Source organism: Mycobacterium sp. MUNTM1 (assembly GCF_054660795.1).
In genome coordinates, this window is record NZ_BAAGDE010000031.1 from 18,854 (window position 1) to 33,987 (window position 15,134).

At 68.9% G+C, this 15,134-nt stretch carries 11 protein-coding genes and 2 pseudogenes; 6 read left to right on the forward strand and 7 right to left on the reverse strand.

Annotated features, from left to right (window positions below):
- Nucleotides 1–69 precede the first annotated feature (69 nt).
- Nucleotides 70–429 carry a hypothetical protein gene (locus tag ACYQ8K_RS17990; RefSeq protein WP_459971029.1) on the reverse strand — a complete coding sequence of 120 codons (360 nt, stop codon included), beginning with the start codon at nt 427–429 and terminating at the stop codon, nt 70–72.
- Nucleotides 430–611: 182 nt separating this feature from the next.
- Here ACYQ8K_RS17990 and ACYQ8K_RS17995 point away from each other — a divergent pair, with 182 nt between their 5' ends.
- The gene (locus ACYQ8K_RS17995; protein ID WP_007770897.1) at nt 612–947 is read left to right on the forward strand and encodes an RNA polymerase-binding protein RbpA; all 336 of its coding nucleotides are present in this window, start codon (nt 612–614) and stop codon (nt 945–947) included.
- 30 nt (nt 948–977) lie between these two features.
- Here ACYQ8K_RS17995 and lnt read toward each other — a convergent pair.
- From lnt to ACYQ8K_RS18010, 3 genes and pseudogenes are all read right to left on the reverse strand, one after another.
- Nucleotides 978–3,556 (reverse strand): annotated as a pseudogene (gene lnt, locus ACYQ8K_RS18000) (apolipoprotein N-acyltransferase).
- Between the two features lie 307 nt (nt 3,557–3,863).
- Nucleotides 3,864–5,396, reverse strand: a complete 1,533-nt coding sequence (locus ACYQ8K_RS18005; RefSeq protein WP_459971097.1) for an amidohydrolase — start codon at nt 5,394–5,396, stop codon at nt 3,864–3,866.
- A gap of 232 nt (nt 5,397–5,628) precedes the next feature.
- Complete coding sequence (locus ACYQ8K_RS18010; RefSeq protein ID WP_459971032.1) at nt 5,629–6,165, reverse strand: FxsA family protein; 537 nt, start codon at nt 6,163–6,165, stop codon at nt 5,629–5,631.
- Nucleotides 6,166–6,238: 73 nt separating this feature from the next.
- Here ACYQ8K_RS18010 and ACYQ8K_RS18015 point away from each other — a divergent pair, with 73 nt between their 5' ends.
- On the forward strand, nt 6,239–6,943 hold the full coding sequence (locus ACYQ8K_RS18015; protein WP_459971033.1) for a dienelactone hydrolase family protein: 705 nt from the start codon (nt 6,239–6,241) through the stop codon (nt 6,941–6,943).
- A 5-nt stretch (nt 6,944–6,948) separates the two neighbouring features.
- Here the strand turns inward: ACYQ8K_RS18015 and ACYQ8K_RS18020 are convergent, their stop codons facing one another.
- The gene (locus tag ACYQ8K_RS18020; protein ID WP_459971035.1) at nt 6,949–7,812 is read right to left on the reverse strand and encodes a type 1 glutamine amidotransferase domain-containing protein; all 864 of its coding nucleotides are present in this window, start codon (nt 7,810–7,812) and stop codon (nt 6,949–6,951) included.
- Between the two features lie 13 nt (nt 7,813–7,825).
- Nucleotides 7,826–8,215 carry a PPOX class F420-dependent oxidoreductase gene (locus tag ACYQ8K_RS18025; RefSeq protein WP_459971036.1) on the reverse strand — a complete coding sequence of 130 codons (390 nt, stop codon included), beginning with the start codon at nt 8,213–8,215 and terminating at the stop codon, nt 7,826–7,828.
- A 128-nt stretch (nt 8,216–8,343) separates the two neighbouring features.
- On the opposite strand from ACYQ8K_RS18025, the gene ACYQ8K_RS18030 reads away from it, so the two are divergent.
- The 4 genes from ACYQ8K_RS18030 to ACYQ8K_RS18045 are packed head-to-tail and all read left to right on the forward strand — an operon-like array spanning nt 8,344 to nt 12,167.
- Nucleotides 8,344–9,582 (forward strand): DUF1214 domain-containing protein, encoded by a 1,239-nt coding sequence (locus tag ACYQ8K_RS18030; protein ID WP_459971038.1) that lies wholly within the window; start codon nt 8,344–8,346, stop codon nt 9,580–9,582.
- Entirely contained in the window at nt 9,579–10,724 is a 1,146-nt protein-coding gene (locus tag ACYQ8K_RS18035; protein ID WP_459971040.1) for a sulfotransferase family protein, read from the forward strand. Before ACYQ8K_RS18030 ends, ACYQ8K_RS18035 begins: the two co-directional genes overlap by 4 nt.
- Nucleotides 10,725–10,728: 4 nt before the next feature.
- Complete coding sequence (locus tag ACYQ8K_RS18040; RefSeq protein WP_459971042.1) at nt 10,729–11,361, forward strand: TetR/AcrR family transcriptional regulator; 633 nt, start codon at nt 10,729–10,731, stop codon at nt 11,359–11,361.
- A 2-nt stretch (nt 11,362–11,363) separates the two neighbouring features.
- On the forward strand, nt 11,364–12,167 hold the full coding sequence (locus ACYQ8K_RS18045; protein WP_459971043.1) for an SDR family NAD(P)-dependent oxidoreductase: 804 nt from the start codon (nt 11,364–11,366) through the stop codon (nt 12,165–12,167).
- A gap of 85 nt (nt 12,168–12,252) precedes the next feature.
- On the opposite strand, the pseudogene cobN reads toward ACYQ8K_RS18045, so the two are convergent.
- Nucleotides 12,253–15,042 (reverse strand): annotated as a pseudogene (cobN, locus tag ACYQ8K_RS18050) (cobaltochelatase subunit CobN); the annotation flags it as partial.
- Between the last annotated feature and the right edge of the window lie 92 nt (nt 15,043–15,134).

The following is a 15,134-nucleotide window of genomic DNA, read 5'->3' on the forward strand; positions in this document are numbered from 1 at the left end:
ATAGCCGGTGGTCAGGCGCATGTCGTGGCGGGTTCGGTGCGGCGGGTCGGCCCGGTGCGGACGACGTGGTTACACACCCGCTCGACGCCAGCCGTCGGCGGCCCTGGCGGCTTGGATCAGCGTGTCGCACAACTGGCGGAGCTCGGTGGCCCCGGCGCCTTCGTCGACCGCCGTGGCGACGTCCTCCGCAGCGCACCGCACCTGGTAGACGCGATCCGACAGGTCGGCGGCGTCCTCGGCCGACAGCACCACCGCGTCAGGAGGCAAGGCTGAAGAAAACTCAGCCCCGTTGCGATTCAGCGACGCCCGTTGTTCGTACGCGCGCTGCCGGCACGACTGTCGGCAGTACTGGCGACGACGCCCCATTCCGGCATCGGTAACGTCTCGGCCGCACCAGCGACAGGGCTGCGGGTGGGTACGGCGGCTCACGCCTGCCGACTTTAGTCGGGTTTTCTCGGCGATCCCGGTATCATTGAGGGTCGCGTCGCGTATGCCGGTCCCGGCCGGGAACTGCGCAGATCGCCGCAGCGTTTGCTAACTGGACAGATTGCATTGAACTGCAGTAAGGGAGCCGGAGAGCTCCGAGAAGAAGACCTGAAGGAGTAGCAGCCATGGCTGATCGCGTACTGAGAGGCAGCCGCCTCGGGGCCGTGAGCTACGAGACTGACCGCAACCACGACCTGGCGCCGCGTCAGCTCGCGAAGTACCGGACGGAGAACGGCGAGGAGTTCGAGGTTCCCTTCGCCGACGACGCCGAGATCCCCGGCACCTGGCTGTGCCGCAACGGGTTGGAAGGCACCCTGATCGAGGGCGACCTGCCCGAGCCGAAGAAGGTGAAGCCGCCGCGGACGCACTGGGACATGCTGCTGGAGCGTCGCTCGGTCGAGGAGCTCGAAGAGCTGCTCAAGGAGCGCCTCGAGATCATCAAGACCCGCCGCCGCGGCTGACCGCGGTTTGAGCCGGTTCCGGGACGCGACCTAAGTGCGGTTGTCGGCCCTGGTGGCGCGGGCGCCCGACCGTCGGCCCTCCACACCCCAACGGGTGACTTTGACCAGGGCTTCGCGGATGTTGGATCCGCTCATCTTGGACACGCCGAGTTCGCGCTCGGTGAAGGTGATGGGCACCTCGGCGATGGTGAACCCGTTGCAGATCGTGCGCCAGGTCAGATCGATCTGGAAGCAGTAGCCCTTGGAGTCGACGCCGTCGAGGTCGATCGCTTCGAGCACCTCACGGCGGTAGGCCCGGTAGCCGGCGGTGATGTCGTGCACGCCGATGCCGAGCGCCAGCCGGGCGTAGGTGTTGGCCGTCCAGGACAGGGCCCAGCGCCGCTTCGGCCAGTTGCGCACCGAGCCACCCTCGACATAGCGCGACCCGATGGCCAGGTCCGCACCGGCGTCGACGGCGTCCAGCAGGCGGTTCAGCTGTTCGGGCGCGTGGCTGCCGTCGGCGTCCATTTCGACCAGCACCGAGTAGTCGCGGCTCAGCCCCCACGCGAAACCCGCCAGGTACGCCGCGCCCAGGCCGTCCTTGGCGGTGCGGTGCATGACGTGCGTGCGACCGGCGTCGGCCGCGGCCAGCTCCTCGGCGAGCTGGCCGGTGCCGTCGGGGCTGCTGTCGTCGACCACGAGCAGGTGCACGTGCGGGCACGCCTCTTTGAGCCGCCGGTGGATGACCGGAAGATTCTCCAGCTCGTTGTAGGTGGGGATGATCACCAAGACGCGCTGGCTGGGGCGGTTGCCTGGGACTTGGGGCGCCGGCTGGCCGGTAGTCATGTAGCTCCTCTGTGTCGCCCGAAATCGAAAGTGTGTCGGCCGTCCTCGTCGGACGGAGGGTGTCAGTCGCCGTCGTCTGCCGGCGTGCGGTCCCGGGCGTCGGGCGCGGTGCCTGAGCCATGCTCGTCGGGCGGGGGTTTGCCCGGGGTTGCACCGGCCCCTTCCGATTGGCGTGTGGACCTGAGACGTACCGAACGCGGGAACCATCCATTGTGCCGTATCCCGGCCAGAATCACCGCTCCGGCCGCCAGCACCATGACCCATTGCATCAGCGGCCCCCATTGCGTCGCCGGGGTCAGCCTGGTCTTGAGCCGCACCTGCATGTCCAGATAGGCGGGCTGGAAGAAGTCGGTGCGGGCCAATTCGCCGCCGTCGGGGGCCACCACGGCGCTGATTCCCGTGGTGCCGGCCACCACCACGTACCGGTCGTGCTCGACGGCCCGGACCTTGGCGAATGCCAGCTGCTGCTCACTCATCCTCTTGTTGAAGGTGGCGTTGTTGGCCGGCACGGCCAGCAGTTGGGCGCCGCCCCGGACCGCCTGTCGAGGCACCCGGTCGAAGATCACTTCCCAGCAGGTCGCGACGCCGAGCGGCACCCCCGCGATGTGCACCACCCCGGAACCCTGGCGGGGCACGAAGCTTCCGGCGCGACCGGCGTAGCCGGACAGGTGTTTGAACAGCCACGGCATCGGCAGGTACTCGCCGAACGGCTGCACGATTTCCTTGTCGTGGCGATCGGCCGGGCCGCCGGCCGGATTCCACACGATCATGGTGTTGGTGTAGTTCGGATCCTGCGGCGGGCGTCCCGGCACTTCGAGCACGCTGCCGATCAGGATCGGAGCGCCGATCGCCGCCGCGGCCTGCGAGATCTCCAGCGCGGCGTCGTGGTTGACCAGCGGGTCGATGTCCGACGAGTCTTCCGGCCAGATCACGAACTGCGGTTGCGGGGCGGCTCCGGAGCGCACGTCCTCGGCCAGGCGCAGGGTTTCTTGGACGTGGTTGTCCAGCACCGCGCGCCGCTGTTCGTTGAACTCGAAGCCCAGCCGCGGCACGTTGCCCTGCACGGCCGCGACGGTCACCGCCGGCTCGCCACCCGACCCGGTACCGGCGTGGCGCACCTGCGGCCAGACGATGAGCGACGCGAAGAGCACCAGGCAGATGCAGACGCCGGGCAGCACCACCGCGGGCGGCGGCTGGTCGGGGTGCGCGGCATCCGCGGCGCCCCTGTCGCCCGCCGGGTGACCGGAGTGCCACCACTTGACGATCTCCAGCGCGATGGCCGTCGCGGCGAAGCCCACCAGCATGATCGCCATGGACAGCAGCGCCACGCCGCCGAGCTGGACCAGCGGCAGGAACGGACCATGCGTCTGACCGAACGCCACCGACCCCCAGGGGAAGCCGCCGAACGGCAGGATCGACTTGAGCCACTCCTGGGCGGCCCAGATCAGCGCGAACCAGACGGGCCAGCCGGGCAGCCGACGCACGATGACGGCGCACAGTCCGAAGAGGGCGGGAAACAGCGCGCAGACGGTGGCGAGCGCGATCCACGGGATGGGGCCGACCAGGAGCCCGACCCACGGCAGCAGCGGCAGGTAGAAGGCCAGCCCAAAGAGGAACGCGTAACCGAGGCCGCCCGCAGGCGTGGTCGCGGGGTGCGCCAACACCCACGCCAGCAACGCGGCGGCCACCACCGCACCCCACCACCAATTGAGCGACGGGAAACTGGCGCAGAGCAGCAAGCCGCCCACCACGACGCAACTCAGCCGGGTCAGGCGCGGCAGCATCGCCGCCTGGGCGGCGGGCAGCCGGGCAATCACCGCGGCCACCAGGCCGGTTACCGCGCCGCGCGCCTCGGTCCCCAGCCGACCGCCCAGGCTCGGACCGGCCGGCCCCTTGGGCGGTCCCGGTTCCGCGGCGTCCTCGGGTTCGCCGTCGCGCTCGTCGTCCTGGGCCTCGGGCTCGACGCGGATGGGCTGGTCGTCGCGGTCCGACTCGGCCTCGTCGCCGATGGGGTCGGTGTCAGGCCACCGCGGCGGATCCTCGTCGGCGGCGTCGGATCGGTCCGCGGGCCCCTCGCCGCCGAGCCGGTCCCTAGCCATGGATGACAGCGCCCCGATGCACCGTGCGCCGGCACCGCGGCAGGGCGTCGTCGCGACCCAGGCGCGGCAGCGCGGGCACGCGCGACCGCGGGTCCGTCGACCAGCGCTGGACGGTGTCACGCGGGGCGTGCACCTCCAGGTCCCCGGCGTCCCAGACGACGTACGAGGCCGGCGCTCCCGGCACCAGCGTGCCGGTCTTGCCGTCGCGGACACCGGCCGCTCGCCAGCCGCCGCGGGTGGCGGCGGCAAACGCGGCCCGCGCCGAGACGCCGCTGCCGGGGGTGCGGTGGTTGACGGCCGCGCGCACGCTCACCCACGGGTCGAAGCCCGTGACCGGAGCGTCGGAACCGAGCGCGAGGGGCACGCCTTGGGATGCTAACAGCGCAAATGGGTTGAGCCGACTGCCTCGCTGGGCACCGAGCCGCCGCGCGTACATGCCGTCGGCGCCGCCCCAGAGCGCATCGAAATTGGGCTGCACGCTGGCGATGACGCCCCACCGGCCCAGTTGGGCGGCCTGATCGGCGCTGACCATCTCGACGTGCTCGAGGCGGTGCCCGCAGCGGGCGACCGCGACCGGCCCGAGGTCGGCGACGACGCGCTCGAAGGCCTCGACCACGGACGCGACCGCGGCGTCCCCGATGACGTGGAATCCGGCGGTGACCTCGGCCTGGGTGCACGCTCGCACGTGCGCCTCGACGGCATCCGAATCGAGATGGCAGGTTCCGGTGCACCCCGGGGCGTCCGCGTACGGCTCGTGCAGCCAGGCCGTGCGTGACCCCAGGGCCCCGTCGACGAACAGGTCACCGGCCAGCCCGTGGGCCCCCGTCGCCGCCATCAGCTCGCGCGCCTGGGCGGGGCTGCTGACCGGCTCGCCCCAGTAGCCGATCACCTCGACGCCGTGATCGAGGGCCCGCAACTGCAGCCAGTCGTCGATCCCACCGATCTGAGGCCCGGCGCATTCGTGCACCGCGACGATGCCGGCCGCCGCGGCAGCCCGCAACGCTGCGGCACGGGCTTCGGCGAGCTGTTCGCCCGTCAGCAGGCCCCGGGCGACGGCGCGCACCAGATGGTGGGCGTCGCCGACCAGCGGACCCTCGGCGCTGAAACCCGCCGCCGCCGCGAGCTCCGCGGCCAGCCGTCGCAGGCCCGTCGACGCCAGCGCGGAGTGCACGTCCACGCGGGCCAGGTATGCGGGCCGGTCGCCGAGGACGGCGTCCAGGTCGGCGGTAGTCGGCGGGGTGTTTTCCGGCCACGAGGTTTCGTCCCAGCCATGGCCCCACACCGGCCGGCCGGGGTGTGCGGCGGCATAGTCGGCGACCAGCTGTAGGCATTCGGCGAGGGAGGCCGCCGGGCGCAGGTCCAGCCCGCTGAGGGTCAGCCCGGTGGCGGTGAGATGGATGTGGCTGTCCACGAACCCCGGCGCCACGAACCCGCCCTGGAGATCCTCCACGTCTGCGTCGGGAAACATGCGGCGGCCGACCTCGTCGCCGCCTAGCCACGCCACGACGCCGTCGCGGACGGCCATCGCGGTCGCGTCGGGCTGGGCCGGGCTGTGGACCCGGCCGTTGATCAGCAGGGACACCGACGCGGGACTAACCGTCACGATCGGTCACGTCTCGCGACGATGCAGGCCGTGAATCGCCTGGGCTGGGGTACCTCGCAGCGGCGAGGGGGCAAGTGGGACCATCGGTCACAGGCCAAAACTACGTGCCAGCTTTCGGATGGGGACCAACGGTCGGCGGGTGCCCCGCGACGCGTCAGCGTCCTTCGAATCGTTGCGGCCGCGCCGGCGCCTCGACGTCGCGGACATCGATGACCTCGCCGTCGATGTAATCGCCCCGGCCATACCCGGCTTTCGAGCCGGCATCCGAGTAGTAGCCGCTCGCCGGCTGAGGCTCCGGGCGAAGGACGCTCGCGTAACTGAATCCCGGCATCTGGCGCTGCAACCTGCGCACCGCCCTGGCCGCCAAGCCGGGGCCGACGGCCGACCGCACCGGCGGGATCAGCAGCAGCAGGCCCAGCGCGGTGCTGACCAAGCCGGGAACGAGGACGAGCAGTGCGGCCAGGCTGACCAGCGCACCATCGCCCGCAGCGCGTTGGTCGGCCAGGCCCGAGCGCAATTGCCCGATCCGGCGGATGACGTGCGACCCGGCCATCGGGGCGACGATGCCCCAGCCGAGCAGGAAGGTCCCCACCAGCGCCAGCAGGGTCCAGCCCCATCCGATCGTCGACACCAACGCGAAGATCACCCCGAGTTCGACGACGGCGTAGATCAGCAACAGCCGCGACACCATGCCAGACCAACGTGTGCGGGCCGCGCCCAAGTTCCCGTGGTGCTCGCCAGTGTGGTTGCAGTTAGATGACGCTATGACGACGATTCAGATCGATACGCCCGACGGACCGATCGATGCGTTACTCAGCACGCCCTCGGGCCAAGGCCCGTGGCCGGGTGTGGTGGTGATCCACGACGCGATCGGTTATGGCCGGGACAAGCAGTCGATTAACGACCGCATCGCCGCGGCGGGTTATCTGGCGCTCACCCCGAACCTGTATTCGCGCGGCGGCCGCATGCGCTGCATCACCCGCGTCATGAAGGAGCTGCAGACGAAGCGCGGCCGCGCCCTCGACGACATCCTGGCGGCGCGCGATCATCTGAAAGCCTCGCCGCAATGTTCCGGCCAGGTGGGCATCGCCGGGTTCTGCATGGGCGGCCAGTTCGCTCTTGTCATGTCGCCCAAGGGTTTCGGTGCCTCCGCTCCGTTCTATGGCACTCCCCTGCCCCGCAACCTGGACAAGACGCTCGACGGCGCGTGCCCGGTGGTGGCCAGCTTCGGCGGCCGTGACCCATTGGGCCGGGGTGCGCCCGAGAAGCTGAACAAGACCATCGCGGCCAACAACATCACCGCCGATGTGAAGACGTATCCGGGCGTCGGGCACAGCTTCGCCAACGAGCTGCCGGGCCAACCGCTGCTTCGGATCGCGGGTTTCGGCTATGACCACGAGGCAACCGAGGATGCGTGGCGACGGGTGTTCGCCTTCTTCGGCGAGCATCTGGCGGGCGCCGCGACGTAACGGCTTTAATGCGCGGCGGTCAGCTTCTGCGCCAACACCGTTGCAAACGTGTGGGTGTCGCCGGGCCAGCGCGCCGACACGTAGCGGCCGTCGTCGACGACGAACGCGGGACGCGAATCGGTCGCCGTGTCGCGCGCCATGCCCGAGGTTTTCCGCCGCCAGTGCGGTGATCCGCGGGCGACGTCGCGGAAATCGGTCGGATCTGCAAGCGCGCGTGTGACTTCCGACTGCACCGACATGTACCCGCCGGGTTGGCCCGGCTGCTCGGTATAGGTCCGGTAATAGTCGCGATCCCCGAACCGCGTCATTCGGGTGAGCCGCCAGGCCAACCGCTCCATTGCCCACGTCAACGCCGTGGTCTTGCGTCCGTACAGGACGGAGCGGCCGGTTTTGGGATCGACGCTGCGCGCGGCGAGCAGCACCCCATGACAGATGGCGGCCACCACCAGATCCCGGGCGAAGGCCTCCACCACCAGCCGGTGCAGGAGGTCGCTGTCGATGTAGCTGCGCATCCCCCGTGCGCGGTGTCCACCCGGCAACAGCAGCGCGTCGACGCCGTCGAGGCCGGCCTCGGCCCAGGAAACCGGATGCTGAAACTCGTTGGAGTGCACCATGTCTCGATAGGCGGCGCGCCCGTCTTTGTTGGCCCGCAGCGTCAAGCCGATCAGCGGAATCGCGCCCAGCACCGGCAGCGCGGACCACAGGTCCAATCCGCGGCCCGTCACCATGATGTCGTCGGCCACCCCGGGCGCGCCGGTTTCGGTCGCGAAGACCACCCGGTGGCCGCTTCGCGTCAGCACCTTCCAGCTGACCGCGACCTCGGTCGGGTCGAAGTCGCGGTCCGGGATCGGGATGAGAACGGTGGCCACGGCGCCTTGGCGTTCAGGCCACTTTCAGCTCGAGGCCGACGTTGTTCTTCATCCCGCCGCGCAGCTTGCTGAAGAAGTTGAACACCTTGCCCACGACGCCATAACGCTTGCCGATCGCGTCGTAGACCGCGGCCGTCTCCGACTTGTCGAGGATGGCCGCGGTTCCCTCGACGGCCTCGCTGGTGGGCCGGCCGTTCATGGTGCAGGTGGCCAGCGTGACCCGCGGGGTATTGCGGATTCGCTTGACCTTCCACGACGTTTCCTGGGTGATCACCAGAAGTCGATCGCCGCGCTGCTTGTCCAGGGCGGCCCAGATCGGCGTCGGCTTGGGTTTGCCGTCCTTGGTGAACGTGGTCAGCAGGATGTACTGCGCCTTGGCAAGGTCGGCGAAGGTCGGCGTCACCAGAACAACGTACCGCCGCGAGGGTCGGGCGTTGACATTCTCGGCCCTCGGCTGCGATAGTCATGACAGCTTAAATGAAAACGCCGTTTTCAATTAAGAAAGCAGAGCACCGACCGAAGTAGGCATTCATGGGCGATCCGAAGAAGCCGCTGGCGTGGTTGCCGTTCACCATCGCCGAGGCGGCCTTGGAATCGTCGAGCGAGACGAGCGATCCCGATCTGTTTGCGGCGTGGTCACAACTCTTGAGCCGGCTCGACGAAGCCGCACGGACCGTCGAATCCGAGCCGGCGAGCCGCAATCGGGTCGACGTCGCCGCCGGAATCCGGCACCTGCTGGTGCTGCTCACCGCGGGTATCGACGAGGCGCTGCGGTTCGATCCGGATCCGGCACTGCGCGTCCGACGCACCAGCACCGATGACGTCGTGACCTGGGGAATGGAATGCCCGGACTGCCTGTACACCCGCGCCGCGCTGCGCGGCGGGGAGAGCTATCGGCTGTACGGCAACCGCGGCACCGCCCGCTACGTCGGGCTCCAGACGATGAACGGCATCACCGCCACCGCCAACGAGTTGGTCGACGAGCTCGACACCGATTCCGACGGAAACTTCGAGGTGGTGCTGTCGACCTCGAAACAGCCGGGGCAAGAGGGTAATTGGATGCGTATCGAAGGTGAGCATCCCACGTTGACGGTGCGGCACTTCTTCTACGACTGGGATACCGAGGTGCCATCGTCGCTGCGCATCGAGCGACTCGGTGGCCCAGCCCGGCCCACGCCCGGTTCGGTCGATCCCCACTCGGCGGTGACCAGGCAACTGACCGCGCTCGGTGACTTCGTCGCGGACAACCTGGCGTTCTTTTTGCAGTTCGGGTCCGCCGCGCCGCCCAATGGCTTCCTGCCCCCGATCGATCGCACCGACATGGGGGCCGCCGCGGAGAACCGGCCGGTGATCGGGCGATGGGAACTACAGGCGGGCGAGGCCCTCATCGTCGAGGTGGAACCACCACAAGGCATCTACTGGAGCTTCTCGATCGGCAATCCGTGGTGGGAGACGATCCATTACGGGCGCCACCAGTCCAGCCTGAATGCCCATCAGGCGGCCAGGGATTCCGATGGATTGGTCCGCGTGGTGCTGTGCGATCGTGACCCCGGGATCGCCAACTGGCTCGACACCGCCGGCCACAGCAACGGCCCGATCATCCTGCGCTGCGTGCGCACCGAAACGGCGCCCACCCCGACGACACGAGTGGTGCCGTTCGGCGATATCCACACCGAGTTGCCTTCGGACACCGCACAAGTCACCCCCGAAGAGCGCGCAGCAATCCTCGCGGCCCGGCGCCGCGCGGTGCACGAAAGGTTCGGACGGTGACCTTCGATGCCGACGAGTTAGAGGACGGCGCCCGAACCGCAACCGGCCTCGACGATTTCGGATCGCCCTACTACCGCGAGGGACTCGAACGCATCGTCGACGCGCTGAACCACGAGGCGGACCTCAACGACACCGGGCGGGTCATCCAGCACGCCACCATCAGCAACGCGCTGATCCAGCGCCTCAAGGTCGAGGACGCCTACCGGCAACACCCCGAGATCGACGACCAGGCGGTCGGGGGCCCCGTCTTCGTCATCGGCCTGCCCCGCACCGGAACCACCGCGCTGAGCCAGCTGGTCGCCGCCGATCCCCAGTTCCGATCGCTGCGGATGTGGGAATCGCAGGCGCCCACCCCGCCGCCGGAGGCCGCCACCGAACACAACGACCCGCGGATCGCGCAGGCCGAGGCCGGCCTGAAGATGCTCGACGACATGTTCCCGCTGATGAAAACCTTGTACAACTCCGAGGCCACGGCGCCGACCGAATGCCAGGACCTGATGGGGATGAGCTTCCGCACCTTCCACTTTGACGGCGCCGTGCGCGCGCCCGGGTATCTCGCGTGGTTGATGGGCTGCGACATGCGCGAGACCTACGTCTTTCATCGGCGAGTGCTCCGGCTGTTGCAATGGCACTGCCCACCGGTGCTGTGGCATCTCAAGACACCCGTGCACATGTTCGCCCTCGACGCGCTCGTCGAGGCGTATCCCGGCGCTAAATTCCTGTGGAGTCATCGCGATCCGGCCAAAGTGATGGGTTCGGTCTGCAGCCTGATCCGGTATGTGCGTAGCTGGAGCAGCGACCGCGACGACGCCAGCGAGCTCGGCGCCGAGCAGGTCGACAGCTGGGTCGAAGGTGTTCGGCGGGCAATGGATTTCCGCCGCCGGATGGGCGACGACCGATTCGCCGACGTCTCGTTCGCGGACCTTCAGACCGATCCGGTGGGCACGCTGCGAACCAGCTACGCCACCCTGGGCTTGGCCTTCACCGATGCCACCCTCGGCGCGGTCACCCGGTGGGCCGCGGATCACCGGCCCGGCTCCCGCGGCGCGCATGACTATGACCTGGCCGACTACGGCCTGACGCCCGAAGGCGTTCGCGAGCGGTTTGCGGACTATCTCGCCGCCTACGACGCGACGGCCTGAATCCGTGAGCACCCCGCGCAGGCGGCGACGCGAAAAACTCGGCCCGGACGCAGCGGTGCGCCGCGAGATCCTGGCCGCCGCTTCAACCATTCTGCGGGAGCAGGGAATTGGGAAGCTCAGCATCGGCGCGGTGCTGGACCGGGCCGCACTGGGCACCCGGGCGTTCTATCGGCACTTCGAATCCAAGGACGACTTGGTGGCCGCGCTGTATCTCGATATGGCGCGCGCGGAGGAACGGCGACTGCGACGCCGGATGGCACCTGCCGCCACGGCGGTCGACGCGGTCGCGGCATGGATCGACGGACGACTCGACCTGGCGTTCGACGACAACATCAAATCCGACCTGCGGCGTGTGTCGATGGAGGCTCAGTCACAGTCCGCCGCTCTCATTCAGCCCGCGTACGCGGAGATGCTCAAGCCGCTCACCGAGGCGCTGCGGCGCGGCCTGCAGAGCGGGGTGTTCCACCACGTCGACCCGATGACGGACGCCCAGTTCATTCACGGGGTGGTCTGGGCAGGCATCAACGAGCACTGGGCGACGGGCGATTTCGACCGCAACGCTTTCCGCGAACGCATGCTGCAGTTCTGCCTGCGCGGGCTGGGCGTGCGCGTTGAAGAACCGATCAAAGGAGACTAGCGATGGACCTGGGCTTTGCCGGATCGACGGCCGTGGTCACCGGCGGCAGCAAGGGCATGGGACTGGCCATCGCCGAAACCCTTGCGGCCGAAGGAGCCAGCGTGGCCGTGATGGCCAGGGGCCAGCGGGCGCTCGATGCCGCCGTCTCATCACTGCGGCGGGCGGGTGCTCCGGATGCCGTAGGTATCAGCGTGGACATGACCGACGCCGAGTCCATCACCGCCGGCTTCGCCACCGTCGCGCAACGCTGGGGGCGACTCAACGCCCTGGTCCACACGATCGGACCCGGCGACGGCTACTTCGAGCAGATGGACGATTCACAGTGGGACGAGGCGTTCACCCTCGGCACGATGTCGGGCGTCCGATCGATTCGGGCCGCCTTACCGCTGCTGCGCTCCGCGGACTGGGCCCGCATCGTCGCGTTGTCCGCGCATTCGATTCAGCGGCAGAACCCGCGGATCATCGCCTACACGGCATCGAAATCGGCGTTGGCCAGTGTCACCAAGAACCTATCGAAAAGCCTTGCCACAGACGGTATCCTGGTCAACTGCGTGTGCCCGGGAACCATTGTCACCGCAAGCTTCACCGAAGCGCTCAGGGACGTCCTCGCCGCCGATGGTCTCGACGCCACCAACCCGGTGGACGTCATGACCTGGATCGACAACAACTTTCACCAGCCCTGTGACCTCGGCCGCGCGGGCCTGCCCGAAGAAGTCGCCTCCTTGACCGCCTACCTGGCGTCGCGGCGCAACGGCTACGTCACCGGCGCGACGGTCAACGTCGATGGCGGGTCGGACTTCATCTGACGGGCCCGTCAGCCTTCGAGCGTGACGGTGCAGTCACGTTGGGGCCCGAAAGTGACTGCACCGTCACGCTCGAGACAGAGGAGCGTCAGCCCTCCAGATCGCCCTCGGTTTCCAGCAGCGCCTGGCGTAGCCCGTCCAGCGTTTCCGGTTGCGGCTGCGCCCACATGCCACGCCCCGCGGCCTCCAAGAGTCGTTCAGCCATGCCGTGCAGCGCCCAGGGATTGGATTCCGACATGAACTTGCGGTTCTCCGGGTCCAGCACGTAGCGCTCGGTGAGCTGTTCGTACATCCAGTCGGCCATCACCCCGGCCGTCGCGTCGTAGCCGAACAGGTAGTCCACCGTCGCCGCCATCTCGAACGCACCCTTGTATCCGTGCCGGCGCATCGCCGACATCCATCGCGGATTGACCACGCGCGCCCGGAACACCCGGGTGGTCTCCTCCGACAGCGTGCGGGTTCGGATCGCATCGGGGCGGGTGTTGTCGCCGATATAGGCGGCCGGCGCCTGACCGGTCAGCGCGCGCACGGTGGCCACCATGCCGCCGTGGTACTGGAAATAGTCGTCGGAATCGGCGATGTCGTGTTCGCGGGTGTCGGTGTTCTTGGCGGCCACCGCGATGCGCCGGTACTGCCGGTTCATGTCGTCGACGGCCTCGCGGCCGTCCAGATCGCGGCCGTAGGCGAAGCCACCCCACGCCGTGTACACGGCGGCGAGGTCGGCGTCGTCGCGCCAGTTGCGGCTGTCAATCAGTTGCAGCAGGCCCGCGCCATAGGTTCCCGGCTTGGAACCGAAAATCCTTGTGGTGGAGCGCCGTTGATCGCCGTGCTGAGCCAGGTCGGCCTGGGCGTGCGCTCGGACGAAGTTGTTTTCGGCCGGCTCGTCGAGCTCGGCGACCAGCCGCACCGCATCGTCGAGCATCGTCACGACGTGCGGGAAGGCATCCCGGAAGAACCCGGAGATGCGCACCGTCACGTCGATACGCGGGCGGCCCAGCTCGGCCAGCGGAATCGCCGCCAGATCGACGACGCGCCGCGAAGCGTCATCCCACACCGGGCGGACACCGAGCAGGGCAAGGACTTCGGCGATGTCGTCACCGGCGGTGCGCATGGCCGAGGTGCCCCACACCGACAGCCCGACCGATCGGGGCCACTGCCCATGGTCGTCGCGGTAGCGGGCGAGCAACGAATCCGCCAGCGCCACGCCGGCTTCCCAGGCCAGCCGCGACGGCACCGCCTTGGGATCCACCGAGTAGAAGTTGCGCCCGGTGGGCAGCACGTTGACCAGACCGCGCAGCGGCGACCCCGACGGGCCGGCGGCAATGAACCGGCCGTCCAGGGCGCGCAGCACCTGCTCGATTTCGGCGGCGGTGCCGGCGAGCCTCGGCACCACTTCGGTGGCCGCGAACCGAAGGACCGCGGCGACGTCGGCGTTGCCGGCGATCCGGTCGGCCGCATCGGCGTCCCAGCCGGTCGCCTGCAGGGCGGCGACGAGCTCGCGGGCAACGGCCTCGGTGCGGTCGACCGCGCTCCGGTCGTCGGTTCCGTCCTCGGCCAGGCCCAGGGCCTGCCGCAATCCGGGCAGGGTGTGCTCGCCGCCGAACAGTTGGCGGGCCCGCAGGATCGCGAGCACCAGATCCAGTTCGGCTTCCCCCGTTGGCTTTTGCCCCAGAATATGCAGGCCGTCGCGGATCTGAACGTCCTTGATCTCGCACAGCCAGCCATCGACGTGCAGCAGCATGTCGTCGAACGAGTCTTCCTCGGGACGTTCGGTCAGGCCCAGATCGTGGTCCATCTTCGCGGCTCGCATCAGCGTCCAGATCTGCTGGCGGATGGCGGGCAGCTTGCCGGGGTCCAGCGCGGCGACGTTGGCGTGCTCGTCGAGTAGCTGCTCCAAACGCGCGATGTCACCGTAGGATTCGGCGCGCGCCATCGGCGGGATCAGATGGTCGACCAGCACGGCGTGCGCGCGCCTCTTGGCCTGTGTGCCCTCGCCGGGGTCGTTGACCAGGAACGGGTAGATCATCGGCAGGTCGCCCAGCGCGGCGTCGGGGCCGCAGGCCGCCGACATGCCCAGCGTCTTGCCGGGCAGCCATTCCAGGTTGCCGTGCTTGCCCAGGTGCACCACCGCGTGCGACCCGAAGCCGACGTCCAGCCAGTGATAGGCGGCCAGGTAGTGGTGGCTGGGCGGCAGGTCGGGATCGTGATAGATGGCGACCGGATTGTCCCCGAAGCCGCGGGGCGGCTGCACCATCAGCACCAGATTGTCCGATTGCATTGCGGCGATGACGATTTCACCGTCGGGATCGTTACTGCGGTCCACAAAGAGATTCCCGGGTGCCGGGCCCCAGTGCTCGGTGACGGCGTCGGTGAATTCGGTGGGCAGGGTGGCGAACCATTCGCGGTAGTCCTTGGCGGACACCCGGATCGGGTTGCCGGCCAGCTGGCCTTCGGTGAGCCAGTCGGGGTCCTGTCCGCCCCGCTCGATCAGCGCGTGGATCAGGGCGTCGCCGTCATCGGCCTCCACGCCCGGGAGCTCACCCACCCGGTAGCCGTGCGCGCGCATCGCCTGCAGCAGCGCGACGGCGCTCGCGGGCGTATCCAACCCGACCGCGTTGCCGATGCGGGCGTGTTTGGTGGGATAGGCCGAGAACACCAGTGCCACCCGCTTATCCGCCGGGGCGATGTGCCGCAGCCGCGCGTGACGGACCGCCAGGCCCGCGACTCGGGCGCAACGTTCCGCGTCGGCGACGTAAGAGATCAGGCCGTCGTCGTCAATCTCCTTGAAGGAGAACGGCACCGTGATGATGCGGCCGTCGAACTCGGGCACCGCCACCTGACTTGCCACGTCGAGCGGGCTCAGGCCGTCGTCGTTGCCGCGCCCAAGAGCCCCCCGGCGTGTGAGGCACAGCCCCAGAAAGAAGGGGTAAAACCCGCCCGCGAAGGTTTACACCTGGCAGCGGTACGCAA

Coding starts and splice junctions, on each gene's coding strand:
- ACYQ8K_RS17995 (WP_007770897.1), top strand. CDS start 612: ATGGCTGATCGCGTACTGAGAGGCAGCCGCCTCGGGGCCGTGAGCTAC.
- ACYQ8K_RS18005 (WP_459971097.1), bottom strand. CDS start 5,396: ATGGCCGTCCGCGACGGCGTCGTGGCGTGGCTAGGCGGCGACGAGGTC.
- ACYQ8K_RS18010 (WP_459971032.1), bottom strand. CDS start 6,165: ATGGTGTCGCGGCTGTTGCTGATCTACGCCGTCGTCGAACTCGGGGTG.
- ACYQ8K_RS18015 (WP_459971033.1), top strand. CDS start 6,239: ATGACGACGATTCAGATCGATACGCCCGACGGACCGATCGATGCGTTA.
- ACYQ8K_RS18030 (WP_459971038.1), top strand. CDS start 8,344: ATGGGCGATCCGAAGAAGCCGCTGGCGTGGTTGCCGTTCACCATCGCC.
- ACYQ8K_RS18045 (WP_459971043.1), top strand. CDS start 11,364: ATGGACCTGGGCTTTGCCGGATCGACGGCCGTGGTCACCGGCGGCAGC.